The organism is Tenacibaculum aiptasiae (genome assembly GCF_965221665.1).
Lineage (GTDB): Bacteria > Bacteroidota > Bacteroidia > Flavobacteriales > Flavobacteriaceae > Polaribacter > Polaribacter aiptasiae.
Genome location: NZ_CBDCSN010000002.1, coordinates 268,373 through 282,962 on the forward strand (window position 1 = coordinate 268,373; position 14,590 = coordinate 282,962).

The following is a 14,590-nucleotide window of genomic DNA, read 5'->3' on the forward strand; positions in this document are numbered from 1 at the left end:
ATTGGTGTTAACACATTGCTTATTGCATTGTTCATAAACATTTAAGTGCTTTGAATAATTAAATGAATATAGTTATGAAAAAACTAACCTCAATTATATTAGTGATTTTATTTTCAACCATTGTAAACGCTCAAAAAAACTACAAAAAAATGTGGGAAGAAGTTCACAAGTTTGAATTAGAAAACTTACCTAAATCAGCTTTAAAAGTTGTAGAGAAAATCTATGTAAAGGCCGAAAAAGAAAAGAATACTCCTCAACTAGTTAAAACCTTATTGTACAAGAGTAAATTTTCTCTAACATTAGAGGAAAATTCGCAACTAAAAGTCATCAATCAATTCAAAAAACACATTAATCAAAGTGAGTTTCCAACTAGCAATTTTTTAGAAAACATCTTAGCCAATCTCTACTGGCAATATTTCAATCAAAATAGGTGGAAGTTTTACAATAGAACACAAACAAAAGAAAAAGTTGACACTAATGATTTTAGAACATGGGATTTAAATACTTTGTTCAAAGAAATACATTTAACGTTCCAAAAATCATTAGAAAACAAAAAACAATTACAACAAATTGATATTTATACATTTTCTGATATTTTAAATATTGTAAAAGGCTCTAAGAGATATAGACCATCGCTTTATGATTTTTTAGCACACAATGCATTAGAGTTTTATAAAACAACAGAAACAAATATTACCAAGCCAGCGTATCAATTTAAACTAAACAATAAAAAGTATCTTAGCGATGCTGGTACTTTCAGTTCACTTAAACTAGAAAGTAAAGATTCATTATCACTTCAATTTAATGCATTAAAAATCTATCAAGATTTAATCAAATTTCATACAAAAAACAGCAAGAGAGCTTTAGTTGACGTTGATTTACATCGTTTAGCCTTTGTAAACCAACATGCCGTTTTTAGTAACAAACAGCAAATACTTATAGCAACTTTAATCGCATCGCAAAATAACTTAAAAGGCAATGAGCTTTCTGGTTTATACGCTTATGAATTAGCAAAATCTTATAATGAACTTGGTAATTTGTACAAACCAGAAAAAAACATCGAATATCGATTTAAAAATAAAGAAGCGCTTGCTATATGTAATGAAATTATAAAACAATTCCCTAAAAGTAAAGGAGCATTAAAATGCGGTACTTTAAAGAATAAAATACTAGAAAAAACAATTCAATTAACTACTGAAAAAAATATTCCTTCAAACCAATTTTCTAAAACATTAGTAAGCTATAAAAATTTAAATCAAATTTATTTCAGTGCTTACGAAATAAGTAAATCAGAATTAGAAAAATTAGAAAAGAGTTATCAGAAAAAAGAAAAAATTGAATTAATCAACACCTTAAAAAAAGTAAATTCTTGGTCTTCGAAATTAAAAAATGAAAACGATTATCAACAACATACAAGTGAGGTAATAATTCCTAAACTAGGATTAGGAAACTATTTAATAGTCGCTTCAACTTCTAAAAACTTAGAAGAAGCAATTATAGGTACAACTGATGTTCAAGTAACAAATTTAGCGCTAATAGCTAGAAATAATGACGGAAGAAAAACTTACCAAGTAGTTGATAGGAATACAGGAAAACCAATAGAAAATGCTAGAGTTAAATTCTCTAATAACCCTAACCGTTATGAGAAAAAAATAGCCAAATATTTCACTACTGATCATAATGGAGAATTTACTTACAATCCAAGTAGCTATTACTATAATGTAACAGCTACCGTAAGTCATCAAAATGATACAGCAGTTTTTAAGCCGTTTTATTTAAACAAACGTTTCAAAAATAGCGACAATTATAAATCACACATTCAAACCTTTTTATTTACTGATAGAAGCATATACCGTCCTGGACAAATCCTTCATTTTAAAGGAATATCAATGAAGGTTTTTAAAAACAAATCGGAAGTTGTTACTAATAAAAATTCGACCATTAATTTTTATGATGTTAATTATCAAATCATAAAAACTTTAGAATTGAAAACCAATGATTTTGGTTCTTTCTCAAGTACTTTAACAATACCAAATACAGGACTTACAGGAAGCTTTACTATTGAAGTAGAAGTTGGAGGCAGAAAAAATTCAACAAGAATAGCTGTAGAAGAATATAAGCGTCCAAAATTTGAAACGGACTTTAATCCAATTACGCAATCGTACAAAATAAACGATAGTGTTACAATAAAAGGATTTGCAAAAGCGTATTCTGGTGCCAACATAACCGATGCTAAAGTTGTTTATAGAGTTCATAGAAAAGTACAATATCCTAGATGGTGGTATTGGTACAAACCAAGTTTTGTTTCAGAGCCACAAGAAATAACTTTCGGAGAAAGTACTACAGATGATTCAGGAAACTTTACAATCAAGTTCAAAGCTTTGGCAGACGAAAGTGTTTCTAAAGATAATCTTCCTATTTTTACCTATGAAGTTACCGCGGATGTAACAGATATTAACGGAGAAACGAGAAGTGCTACTTCCTCTGTTAAGGTTGGTTATCATAGCTTAATTGCTGCTATTGACATGGAGAGTTCAATAGATAAATCGATTAAGAATAATTCTTTTAAAATTGACACAAAAAATCTAAACGACGAATTTGTAGCGGCTAATGGAACAATTAAAATATACAAACTACAAGCACCAAATTATCCGTTAAGAAAACGCCCATGGAAAGCACCAGATTTTCAAATAATACCTAAAAAAGAGTTTATAAATAAGTTTCCTCATGAGGCATATCAAAACGAAGATAATGTATACCAATGGAAAAAAGGAAAATTGGTTTTTGAAACAAAGTTCAATACAGCAAAAGAGAAAGAAATCCAGTTAAAAAATATTAAAAAATGGACTTCTGGAAACTATGTAGTTGAGTTAAATACCAAAGATAAATTTGATCAAAAAGTAACTGATAAGCATTTCTTTTCGGTATATTCTTTAAAAGATAAACTTCCTTCTGATAACAAATTAGTACAAGTAACAACTGACAAAGAAAACTACAAAGCTGGTGATACTGCTATACTAACTATTAGTTCTAATTCGGAAGACATTACGGTAATGTTTTTTGTAGAAAAGAAACACCAAATTACTAGTTCTTATTACATAAAACTAGATAAGAATAGTAAAACTATAAAGATCCCTGTAACTAAAGAGGATATTGGCGGGTTTGGTATTACTTATTATTTCACCAATTACAATGCATTTGAACAAGAAGCAATAAGCATATCTGTTCCATATCCAAGTACAGATTTAGAAATTATCACAAATACGTTTAGAGATAAACTACAACCAGGTACCAACGAAACTTGGAAGTTTACCATAAAAGGAACACAAAAAGATAAGTTAGCTGCTGAATTATTGGCGAGTATGTACGATGCTTCTTTAGATCAGTTTAAAGCACACCAATGGCTATTCAATCCAATTGAAAAACCAATTTATCATGCGTATAACACAGCTACGGCCAATCAAAGTTTTGGAAATACTCAATTTAACATACATAATTATTCAGATAGAAGAAGCAACTATGGCTTCCCACAACAAAGTTATGATCGTTTAAATTGGTTTGGGTTTAGTTTTACCAATAGAAGTTGGGTTAACAGGCAATACTTAAGTAATTTATCTATTCAACGTACTAATTTTGATGGAACTCTTACAGGAGTTGTAGAAGACGAAAGCGGTCCATTACCTGGCGTTACTGTTATTATTAAAGGTACTAACTATGGAACTGAAACAGATTTTGAAGGAAACTTTAGCCTAAAAGTAAATAAAGGAGATGTTTTAGAATTTAAGTTCGTTGGAATGAAAACTGTAGAAAAAACAGTTGGGGACTTCAAACACTTGTTCGTAGTAATGGAAAACGGTGATCTTTTAGAGGAAGTAGTAGTAACAGCCTATGGAACTTCTAAAAGAAATAAATTGACAATAAGAGGGCAAGCTCCTGCTCCTGCAATGATGAAAAGTGAAAATTTGGCATTAGAAAAAGGGATAAGTGGTTGGATATCTAATATTTCTCAAGATGAATTTCAAAAGGTAGATAATAATAACGAAAAAGACTTTTCAAAAGGAATACAGATCCGTAAAAACCTACAAGAAACAGCTTTTTTCTATCCACACTTAACAACTGATGCAAAAGGAAATGTTTCATTTAATTTTACAGTCCCTGAAGCTTTAACTAAATGGAAATTACAATTATTGGCACATACCAAAAACTTACATTCAGCTACAAAAACCTTAACAACGGTTACTCAAAAAGAGTTGATGGTAGTTCCAAATGCACCACGTTTTTTAAGAGAAGGGGATAAAATTACCTTAAGTGCAAAAATTTCAAACTTATCAGATAAAAACTTACAAGGTTTAGCACAGCTTATACTAAGCGATGCCATTACAGGAAAAGAAATTAACTTGTTAGATAATTCAACAAAAAATCAATCATTTACTGTAGATAAGGATGGAAATACTAATATATCTTGGAATTTAACTATTCCAATTACAGTACAAGCAGTTCAATACAAAGTAATAGCTAAAGCAGGTGATTTTTCTGACGGTGAGCAAAATGCTTTGCCAGTATTATCTAACAGAATGTTAGTAACAGAAACCTTACCAATGTGGGTTCGTTCAAATCAAACAAAAACATTTACATTAAATAAACTTAAAAATCATACCTCAACAACGTTAAAAAACCATAAACTAACTTTAGAGGTTACTTCAAATCCAGCATGGTATGCAGTACAAGCATTACCGTATTTAATGGAATATCCATACGAATGTTCTGAGCAAACATTTGCGCGTTACTATGCCAATACTCTAGCAAGTCATATTGCAAATTCTAACCCTAGAATTCAAGAAGTATTTAATCAATGGAAAACAAGTGAAGCATTGCTTTCACATCTTGAAAAAAATCAAGAATTAAAATCCTTAATTATTCAAGAAACACCATGGTTACGAGATGCGCAATCAGAAACTGAACAGAAGAAAAGAATTGCATTGTTGTTTGATTTAAACAAAATGAAAAACGAACAACGAAAAGCAGTTAACAAACTTCAAAACATGCAAATGAGCAATGGTGGTTTTCCTTGGTTTAAAGGAGGACACTACCCTAGTCGTTATATCACCAATTATATTGCAAGTGGATTTGGACATTTAAAGCATCTTGGTATTAGCCAATTTGATTCAAAAACTACTGCTATAATTAATAAAACAGTACAATTTTTAGACCTTGAGATAGAAAATCAATATCAAGAATTATTAAAAGAAGCACAACGTGTAAAAGAGAGAAATGGAGAGAAAAAGTATAAAGAATACTTAGCTAAAAACCATGTAAACTATTTTGTTTTACAGTATTTATACATGCGTAGTTTTTATAATGATATTACAATTGGTAACGAAACAAAAAAAGCTATCGATTATTACACAAATCAAACAGCTAAATATTGGGATCAACAAAACTTGTACGGTAAGGGATTAGTTGCATTAATTCAGCACAGAACAGGAACTAAAACAATTGCAAACAAAATTCTAAAATCATTAAAAGAAAATAGTATTACTTCTAATGAATTAGGAATGTACTGGAAGGCTAACAAACCAAGTTGGTTTTGGTATCAAGCACCTATTGAAACACAATCTTTACTAATTGAAGCATTTTCTGAAATAGAAAACGACACCAAAACAATTGATAATTTAAAAATATGGTTGTTGAAAAATAAGCAAATAAGCCAATGGAAAACTACCAAAGCAACTTCAGAAGCAGTGTATGCATTGCTATTACAAGGTAGCGATTGGATATCAGTAACCGATGCTGTTGATGTTACTTTAGGTGATCTTAAAATTGAACCAAGTAAAATGCCAGCAGTAAAAGTAGAAGCAGGAACAGGTTATTTTAAAACTTCTTGGAATACTTCTGAAATTACTAAAAAAATGAGTGAAGTAACCATTTCTAAAAAAGGAAAAGGTATTGCTTGGGGAGGTTTATACTGGCAATATTTTGAAGATTTAGATAAAATTACTTCAGCAAAAACACCTTTACAATTAGAAAAGAAATTATTTAAAAAAGTAAACTCAGATACTGGTAAAAAACTTATAGAAATAACCGATAAAACTTCATTAAAAGTTGGTGATTTAATTACCACAAGAATTGTATTACGCTCTGATAGAAATATGGAATTTATTCATATGAAAGATATGCGTGCTAGTGGTGTTGAGCCAGTAAATGTATTATCAGAATACAAGTGGCAAGACGGTTTAGGGTATTACCAAAGTACTAAAGACGCTGCTACAAACTTCTTTTTCGATTACTTACCAAAAGGAGTATATGTTTTCGAATACGATGTAAGAGTAAATAATGCTGGTAACTTTAGTAATGGAATTACTACAATTCAAAGTATGTATGCTCCTGAATTTAGTAGCCACAGTAAAGGAACACGTATAACAGTTAAATAAAATTATTTAAAAGCTTAAACGCTCTTTAAATATATAGGATTGCCTTCTGGAGATTTCTATTTCTTCTCCAGATTGCATTTCTATTTTTAATTTCCCATTAAACCATACCACTACTTTTTTTACATGATTAATGTTTATTATTTGTTGTCTGTTAGCTCTAAAAAACAATACCTCTGGTAACTTTTCTTCTATTTGTGCAAGCGACTTATATATGAGTGGCTTATTGTCTTCAAAAAACACTCTAGTATAGTTTCCTACAATTTCAAATAGAGTTATATCTTTTATTTTCACCAACCAACAACGCTCTCCCTCTTTTATAAAAATTTGTTTTTCTGGACTTAACTTATTTGCTATTTTTTCTTCTTTTCTATCATCTTTACTATACTCTTCTACAACTTTCTCTATAGTTTTAGCAAAACGCTTCGGATTAATTGGTTTTAATAAATAATCAAAAGCATTGTATTCGAATGATTTGATAGCATATTCATCAAAAGCTGTTGTAAAAATAGTTGTAGGAACTTCATCTAACATTTCCAAAAGATCAAACCCGTCTTTCTCTGGCATATTAATATCCAAAAACAATAAATCAGGATTCTTTTTTGTAATCAATTCAAAGCCTTCATCTACATTTTCAGCTTCTCCTTCCAATACTATTTCCTTATGCTCTTTTAATAACTCTTTTAACTCATTTCTAGCCAAACGAGAATCTTCTACTATAACCGCTTTTAATTGTTTCATGATAATGGTATTTCTATAATAGCAACAACTTCTTTTTCTCTTTCCTCTAAACTAAAAACAGCCTTAGACTCATACAATAACTCTAATCGTTTTTTTATATTCTCTACCCCTACCTGAGTAGTTTTATTATCTTTTTTTAAAACTCCTGAATTTATAACACTGATGAATAGTTTCTCAGAATCTACCTTAGTTGATAATAAAATTCTTCCTCCTTCTTTTAATTTAGAAATCCCATGCTTAATAGCATTCTCTATTAGCATTTGAACGAGCATTGGAGGTATTTGTACACTAAGAGATGAATTATCTATTACAGTCTCATAATGCAATCTATTTTCAAATTGAATTTTAGAAATATCAATATACTTTTCTACCATTTCCAATTCGTCTTCCAACGCAATGGTTGTAATTGAATTTTGAGTAAGTGCGTAGCGTAACGTTTCTGATAATGACGTTAACATTTGTCTTGCTTTCCCTACATCTTCCAACATTAATCCTCGAATATTATTTAAACTATTAAACATAAAATGAGGATTAATTTGTCCTTTTAAAGTATTTAACTGCGATTCTTTTAAAGTTGCTTGCAAAACTAGGTTTTTCATCTTAGCTTCTTTTACCTCAGTATACAGATTAAATGCGGTAAAAGACACAAACCATATAATCCAATTAAGCCAATTAAAAATACGAGTTGCAAACTTACCATGGTAACTTGATTTATTCAGAAAATATTCATGTAACAAATCTATCAAAGGCCAAAAAACATAATTAAAAATAACAGAAGCAATTAGCATTAACAAAACTAAATACAAGGCTTTAACAGTAACTTTTTTGTTTTTAGTAAATGTTTCTAAACCAATTTGAATAACTCCTGTTAATAGCACACCTAAGAAAAACCAAAGCATACATTCTGAAACCAGATAATAGATTAGCTCTCTACTTTTCCCTAAATCACTAATTTTCATCACATATGAAGACATTAATGTAATTGCCCACACGCTGTAATTAGGTATTGCTTTTTTTGAGAAAAAATAATTCATCTTTAAATTTCTTATAGCTATTGTTAGAAGTTATTCAAAAAAGTAAATGTATTTATTTTGTGGTAATATCAACTAAATAAGGAGCCAATAAATAACCATCTTTAGAGCGAAAAATATCTGTTATTAATAATTGCTGCCTTAAATTAGGTTGCAAAGCTATTTTATAAGTAATTTTCTTTTTGTCTTTAGACCATCCTATAATATCAGTTATCTCTAATAAATTCTTTTCACCTAAAGGTCCTAATCGTAAATTTACCATAGTAGTATCCATTGCTTTAGAAAACTCAAGTGTCATTGTTTTAATAGCAGTATCAACTTTTGCTGAATTGTTTTCAAATTCGCTAATACCAATAACACGAGGTCTGTAACGCTCAAACTCTTTTTTATATACAGCTATTGGCTTTTCAAAATACTTAGATGCATCTATAAATTTATAAACCTCATCTTCATCTAAATAATCCAACTCAATCATTTCTTTTATCGCTAGCTTCTTATCTTTAGCTTTCTCATAATAACTTTTACAAATAGCATACCCCACATAATAACCTAAATCTCCTACTTTAAACTGATTGTTAGTATTAGACCAAAACCATCTGATTTCAAATTTGGTAAACATTTCCTTTACAAAGGCATCCTTTATCTTTTTATCGTGTTGCTTACCATAAATTATACTTTCGTTTGGCGATGCTATGTTTAATGACTTCTCTGCAACAAACTCCCCTACTCCTTCAATTAATGTTTTAGACAATAACGAATTGGCTATAGTAGTATCCTGTTGTGTATGCACATATTCATGTACGTTGCCAAACACAATACTTTCATCAGGAACATTTAATTTAAAGTGATTTAGCAAATTAGGAAAGTCCCTTTTTAATTCAGAAGCGTTTACAGATAAATCACCCAAGGCAACCTCAGAACCGATAAGTACTTTATCATCCATAGTAGTTCCTCCTGTTTTAAGTGCTCCAATAGTAAAATATATTGTAGCAGGTCTTGCTTCTGGATATAAACTCTTAAATCGTTCAATTCCATTATGTATCGCTTCTTTATATCCGTTTATTTTTAAAGTATTAGGTCGAATTGTTTCCCAAAATTTAGGATACTTATGTATTGCTTTCATATAAGAATCAGCCGTATATCTTCTCGCTTCCATAATAGCTTTTAATCCAGCGGTACCTTTATCTAAAAACAGTTCTTTTAAATAATTAATTTGTTGAGTAGAATCTTTTGTTTTTTTAATTTTATCATAAGCCTCCCAAAAATTAGTTACATCTGTACTTATAATTGTATTTGGATGCTCTTTAATGGATGTACAACTTGAAAAAAGCACTGCAATTATTAATATTTTTAACGTTTTGATCATAATAGTATATTTTGAATTTTTACTCAAAACTAACTTGATTCTAAAAGGTTAGAAACAGAATTATGACCAACGGTAAAATAAACTAGTTTAACGGAATTATGGCAATACTATTATCTTCAGTAAACCGTTAATTATTATATTCGCATAACATTAAATCAGAAAAAAAATGAAAAAAATACTTTTAACTATCGGGTTATTTTTAGCTGCATTTACAATGCAAGCACAAGACATTTCTGAAAATGCTATTGGGGTACGTTTTGGAGATAATAATGGTTTTGGAGGAGAAATCTCTTATCAAAGAAAATTAAGCGATAGCAACAGATTAGAAATTGATTTAGGTATTAGAAAAGGAGATGCTTTTAAGGCTACTGGATTATACCAATGGGTATGGGCATTAGAACAAAACTTCCAATGGTTTGCTGGTGCTGGAGGAGGAATAGCTTCTGCAAATAGTAGTACTGCTATTTTTGCTGCTGGTGTAGTTGGTATAGAATATAATTTTGATATTCCATTAGCAATCTCTTTAGATTACAGACCTGAAATTGGGTTTAGTGGTTTTTACGACGGATTCCAATCTGATTTTGGTTTAGGTGTTCGTTACCGATTCTAACAACCAATCTTAATATAAAATACAAACCTCCATTATTTGGAGGTTTTCTTTTTGCTAGCTTTTGCTAATGGATTATAATCTAAAGCTAATTGTAACCAGTAATGTAAATCTTCATCTAAATCAAAAGCTTCTTCAGTTAATATCACATAGCCTTTTACAGGTTTTCTTTTCCCACTAAAGCTCATATCTTCACAACCATCTTTTGTTAGTGCTTCCTCATAAATATCAGGATGTATTCGAGCCATTAATTCGTTTTTGTTTACAATAACACACATCTTATCATTAACCATAAAACAAAGCGATCCAAACATTTTCTTCTCATAAAAAGAAACGTGTTTCTCATGAAAAAACTGCGATATCCTATCGGTTAAAAACTCGTTATATGTCATAGTGAATGTTTTTAAAAAGTAATTTTTACGTAATTTAAAATTAAACTAAACATTAGAAAATATTCAACAAATTAACAATCTATTAATCTTTTCATTAAAAGTTCGTAATAGTTTACTAACAATTTCAAAATCCAATTGCTCTTTTTGATAAATAGTTTTGCATGAACTAATTCAACATCAATTATATACAAAATGAAAAAACTACTACTAGTTAGTATTTGTCTTTTGAGCTTATGGGGGTACGCACAGGACAAATCTAGTTTAAAAGGAAGAATTTTAGACGAAAGCAACCTTCCTTTACCTGGTGCCACTATTGTAATACCATCTTTAAAAATTGGTATTTCAAGTAACTTTAATGGATACTATGAGCTTTTAAACATTCCAGAAGGAAATCATGTAATCTCAATTTCATTTATAGGATACCAAACAATTGAAGAAACTGTTTCTATACAAAATGGTGTTTTAATTAAGAACTTTTCGCTAGCTCCTAAAATGAACAAACTAGAAGAAGTAATTATTAAAGGAAGCATTGGAAAAGGACAGGCAAAAGCTTTAAATCAACAAAAAAATAAAGCGAATATTACCAACATTATTTCTGCAGATCAGGTTGGAAAATTTCCCGATGCTAATATTGGAGATGCTTTAAAACGTGTTCCAGGAATTTCAATGCAAAACGATCAAGGAGAAGCAAGAGATATTATTATTCGTGGTTTAGCTCCTCAATTAAATTCAGTGACTTTAAACGGAGATCGAATTCCTTCAGCAGAAGGAGACAACCGAAGAGTTCAAATGGATTTAATTCCTTCTGATATGATTCAAACTATTGAAGTTAACAAGGCAGTAACTCCAGATATGGAAGGAGACGCAATTGGAGGTTCTGTAAATTTAATAACACGTTCTGCTCCTAGTACTTTTAGAGCTTTTCTTACAGGATCATACGGTCGCAACCCAGTAAGAAATTCGCCTAATTATAATTTCTCAGCTTTAGTTGCTGATCGAATTTTCAATAAAAAACTAGGATACGTAATCAATACTTCATACAATTCTAACGATTATGGATCAGACAACGTAGAGTTTGAATGGGAACAAGAAAACAATAAAACCTATATTGGTGAACACGATATTAGACGATACGATGTGAAAAGAAATAGAATGAGTGTTGCTGTAAACTTAGATTGGAATGCTAGCAGCAACAATACTTTTTTCTTTAAATCAATGTACAACCAAAGAAACGACTTTGAAAATCGTTACCGATTACGTTTTAGAAAAATTGACGAGCCTAACGCTGCTGGAATTTCAAAAGCAGAAGTTCGTAGACAAACCAAAGGAGGAATTAACAACAGTACCAACGATAATACACGTTTAGAAAAACAAAGTGTATATAAATTGTCTTTGGGAGGTGAACATCTAATTTTTGGAAACATTAAATTGGATTGGAAAACGGGAATTTCAAAAGCGAAAGAAGAACGTCCAAACGAGCGTTATATTCGTTTTGAAAACGATAATATTGAAGTAACTCAAGACTTTTCAAGAGCAAAGTTTCCTAGTTTAATTCCAACAAATAACGACTTTAACGATCCTTCTAAATTTGTATATGACGAAGTAACTCAAGAAAGACGTTTTACACAGGAGCGTAAAATTAGTTCTGACTTCAATATCCTAATACCTATTAACGCCACAGGAACTTATAAGAATTCTTTAAAATTTGGATTCAAGCACAAGTACAAAGAAAAATTAAGAGATAATAATTTCTTTGAATATGATTTAGAAAGTCAGATTCCAACTATGAATGCTACAATTACTGCCGATTATACTGTCAATGGTTTCTTAGCAGGAAACAATTATAAATCGGGATTATTTACTTCAAAAGAATTTTTAGGAAGTCTTATTTTGGCAAATGGTGAAGCTGTATTGGATGAGTTTGTTCCTGAAAATTACGATGCCAACGAAAACATATATGCTTTCTATGGAATGCTACAACAAAAATTAGGTCAAAAATTCTCAATTATCGCTGGACTTAGAGCTGAAAAAACAACGATTGATTACAATGGTTTTGCTATTGATGTTGAAACTGCTCAAACAATAGACGACGCAACTAGAACATCGGGAAGTAAAAACTATACCAACTGGCTACCAAATTTCCATGCTAAGTACAAAGTAAATAAGAATACAATACTAAGAGCTGCTTGGACCAATACAATTGCTAGACCTAATTATTTCGATTTGGTTCCTTATAGAAATATCAATAGTGACGATATAGAAGCAGAATATGGAAATCCAGATTTGAATCCAACCGAATCTATGAACCTAGATTTAATGTTTGAACATTATTTTAGTAACGTAGGAATTATATCAGCGGGAGTTTTTTACAAAGACATTGATAAATTTATTTACAATTCAATTTCAAAAGAATCCATAACCATAAATGGAACCACAGATGTTTATGATGTAACAAGACCTTTTAACGGAGGTACAGCTGAAATCTATGGTTTTGAAATAGCTTTACAAAGAAAATTAAACTTCTTACCTAGTTTTTTAAGAAACCTAACAGTTTATGGAAACTATACTTTTACAGATTCAAAAACAGATGGAATTGCTGACAGAAACGATGGTTTGCCATTAGCAGGTGCCGTAAAAAATATGTTCAATGCTTCACTAGCTTATGAAACTTCAAAACTATCGGTAAGAACATCGTTAAACTTTGCAGATGATTATATTTCTGAATATGGAAAAGACACCTTTACTGATGTTTTTTATGATCAGCAATTATTTTTAGATGTAAACGCTGCCTATAACATTACTAAAAAGCTTCGTGTTTTTGCTGAAGCTAAAAACTTAACCAACCAAGAATTACGTTTCTACCAAGGAACTAAAAACCAAACTAGACAAGCCGAATTCTATAACTACAACTGGAATATTGGGTTAAAATATAACTTCTAACAATGAGAATCATTTTAAAAATAATTATTACAGCTACTTTATTTATAGCTTGTAAAACAGAAAAAAAAGCAACCATAAAAACAACCAATAGCAATCCTATAATTGCGTTAACTGCCGATGCTGAAACAACTCCAGTTACTTCTTACGACGATGCTGCCGATGATCCTTGTGTTTGGATCAATCCAAAAGATGTTTCAAAATCAACAATCATAGGAACGAATAAAAAAGAAGGTTTAGAAGTATATAGTTTAGAAGGAGAACGCTTATACTCCTACAAAATAGGACGTGTGAACAATGTAGATATTCGTAATGGATTTGTACTCAACAACGAAACTGTTTCTGTAGTTACTGCAAGTAACAGAACACACAATACAATTTCTATTTTAATCGTAAAATCAACGGGAGAATTAGAAGAAGTTTCAGCAAGACCAATAACATCTAACTTAAATGAAGTTTATGGATTAGGCATGTATAAAAGCAAAGAAACTTCTAAAATATATGTTTTCTTGGTAGGAAAAGAAGGAGGTATAGAACAATGGGAACTATTTGAAAACAATAGTAAAATTGATGCTAAACTAGTGAGAAGTTTTGCATTAAAAAGTCAAGGAGAAGGAATTGTTGCCGATGATTTTTACGCAAAGGTTTATATCGGAGAAGAAGAAACTGCCCTATGGAAATTTAATGCAGAACCAGACACTTCTATAGATGCTACTGAAGTAATTAGTACTAAAGATAAAAATATGCATCCAGACTTTGAAGGAGTTACTTTATACGATTCAGGAAACGGTAAAGGTTATATTATTCTTTCTTCACAAGGAAACAATAGCTATGCTGTAATAGATAGGGTTAGCAATAAATACTTACATAGTTTCTCTTTAAAAGACAGTATTATTGACGGAACTTACGATACAGACGGAATTGATGTTACCTCAGTTAATTTGGGAGCTAAATATCCGAAAGGTATTTTCATCGCTCAAGATGGAGCAAATACTCAAAACAAAGACAGTTTACATCAGAATTTTAAAATAGTAGACTGGAGAAAAATTTCTAAAAACCTAACTTTAGATTAGTATTTTAGTAGTGTG

At 30.4% G+C, this 14,590-nt stretch carries 8 protein-coding genes; 4 read left to right on the plus strand and 4 right to left on the minus strand.

The genetic code is table 11. The features are described from left to right. The first annotated feature begins 74 nt into the window (after positions 1-74). On the plus strand, positions 75-6,431 hold the full coding sequence (locus ACOQN8_RS01550; protein ID WP_420551330.1) for an alpha-2-macroglobulin family protein: 6,357 nt from the start codon (positions 75-77) through the stop codon (positions 6,429-6,431). Positions 6,432-6,437: 6 nt separating this feature from the next. Here ACOQN8_RS01550 and ACOQN8_RS01555 read toward each other — a convergent pair whose 3' ends face one another. Genes ACOQN8_RS01555 through ACOQN8_RS01565 form a run of 3 tightly spaced genes read right to left on the minus strand, consistent with a single transcriptional unit; the run spans position 6,438 to position 9,566 of the window. Next, positions 6,438-7,169: a LytR/AlgR family response regulator transcription factor gene (locus tag ACOQN8_RS01555; protein ID WP_420551331.1), complete on the minus strand. Its 732-nt coding sequence runs from the start codon at positions 7,167-7,169 to the stop codon at positions 6,438-6,440. After that, positions 7,166-8,203, minus strand: coding sequence for a sensor histidine kinase (locus ACOQN8_RS01560; protein WP_420551332.1), 1,038 nt, complete (start codon positions 8,201-8,203; stop codon positions 7,166-7,168). Before ACOQN8_RS01560 ends, ACOQN8_RS01555 begins: the two co-directional genes overlap by 4 nt. Before the next feature lie 52 nt (positions 8,204-8,255). Then, on the minus strand, positions 8,256-9,566 hold the full coding sequence (locus ACOQN8_RS01565; RefSeq protein ID WP_420551333.1) for a DUF2268 domain-containing putative Zn-dependent protease: 1,311 nt from the start codon (positions 9,564-9,566) through the stop codon (positions 8,256-8,258). Positions 9,567-9,732: 166 nt separating this feature from the next. Between ACOQN8_RS01565 and ACOQN8_RS01570 the strand changes: the two genes are divergently transcribed. Beyond that, positions 9,733-10,176: a hypothetical protein gene (locus tag ACOQN8_RS01570; RefSeq protein WP_272149924.1), complete on the plus strand. Its 444-nt coding sequence runs from the start codon at positions 9,733-9,735 to the stop codon at positions 10,174-10,176. Positions 10,177-10,208: 32 nt separating this feature from the next. On the opposite strand, the gene ACOQN8_RS01575 is transcribed toward ACOQN8_RS01570, so the two are convergent. Beyond that, on the minus strand, positions 10,209-10,565 hold the full coding sequence (locus ACOQN8_RS01575; RefSeq protein ID WP_420551334.1) for a TfoX/Sxy family protein: 357 nt from the start codon (positions 10,563-10,565) through the stop codon (positions 10,209-10,211). Positions 10,566-10,757: 192 nt separating this feature from the next. Between ACOQN8_RS01575 and ACOQN8_RS01580 the strand changes: the two genes are divergently transcribed. Both ACOQN8_RS01580 and ACOQN8_RS01585 read left to right on the plus strand, forming a co-directional pair. Further along, positions 10,758-13,505: a TonB-dependent receptor gene (locus ACOQN8_RS01580; RefSeq protein WP_420551335.1), complete on the plus strand. Its 2,748-nt coding sequence runs from the start codon at positions 10,758-10,760 to the stop codon at positions 13,503-13,505. Between the two features lie 2 nt (positions 13,506-13,507). Beyond that, on the plus strand, positions 13,508-14,575 hold the full coding sequence (locus ACOQN8_RS01585) for a phytase (protein WP_420551336.1): 1,068 nt from the start codon (positions 13,508-13,510) through the stop codon (positions 14,573-14,575). Positions 14,576-14,590 lie beyond the last annotated feature (15 nt).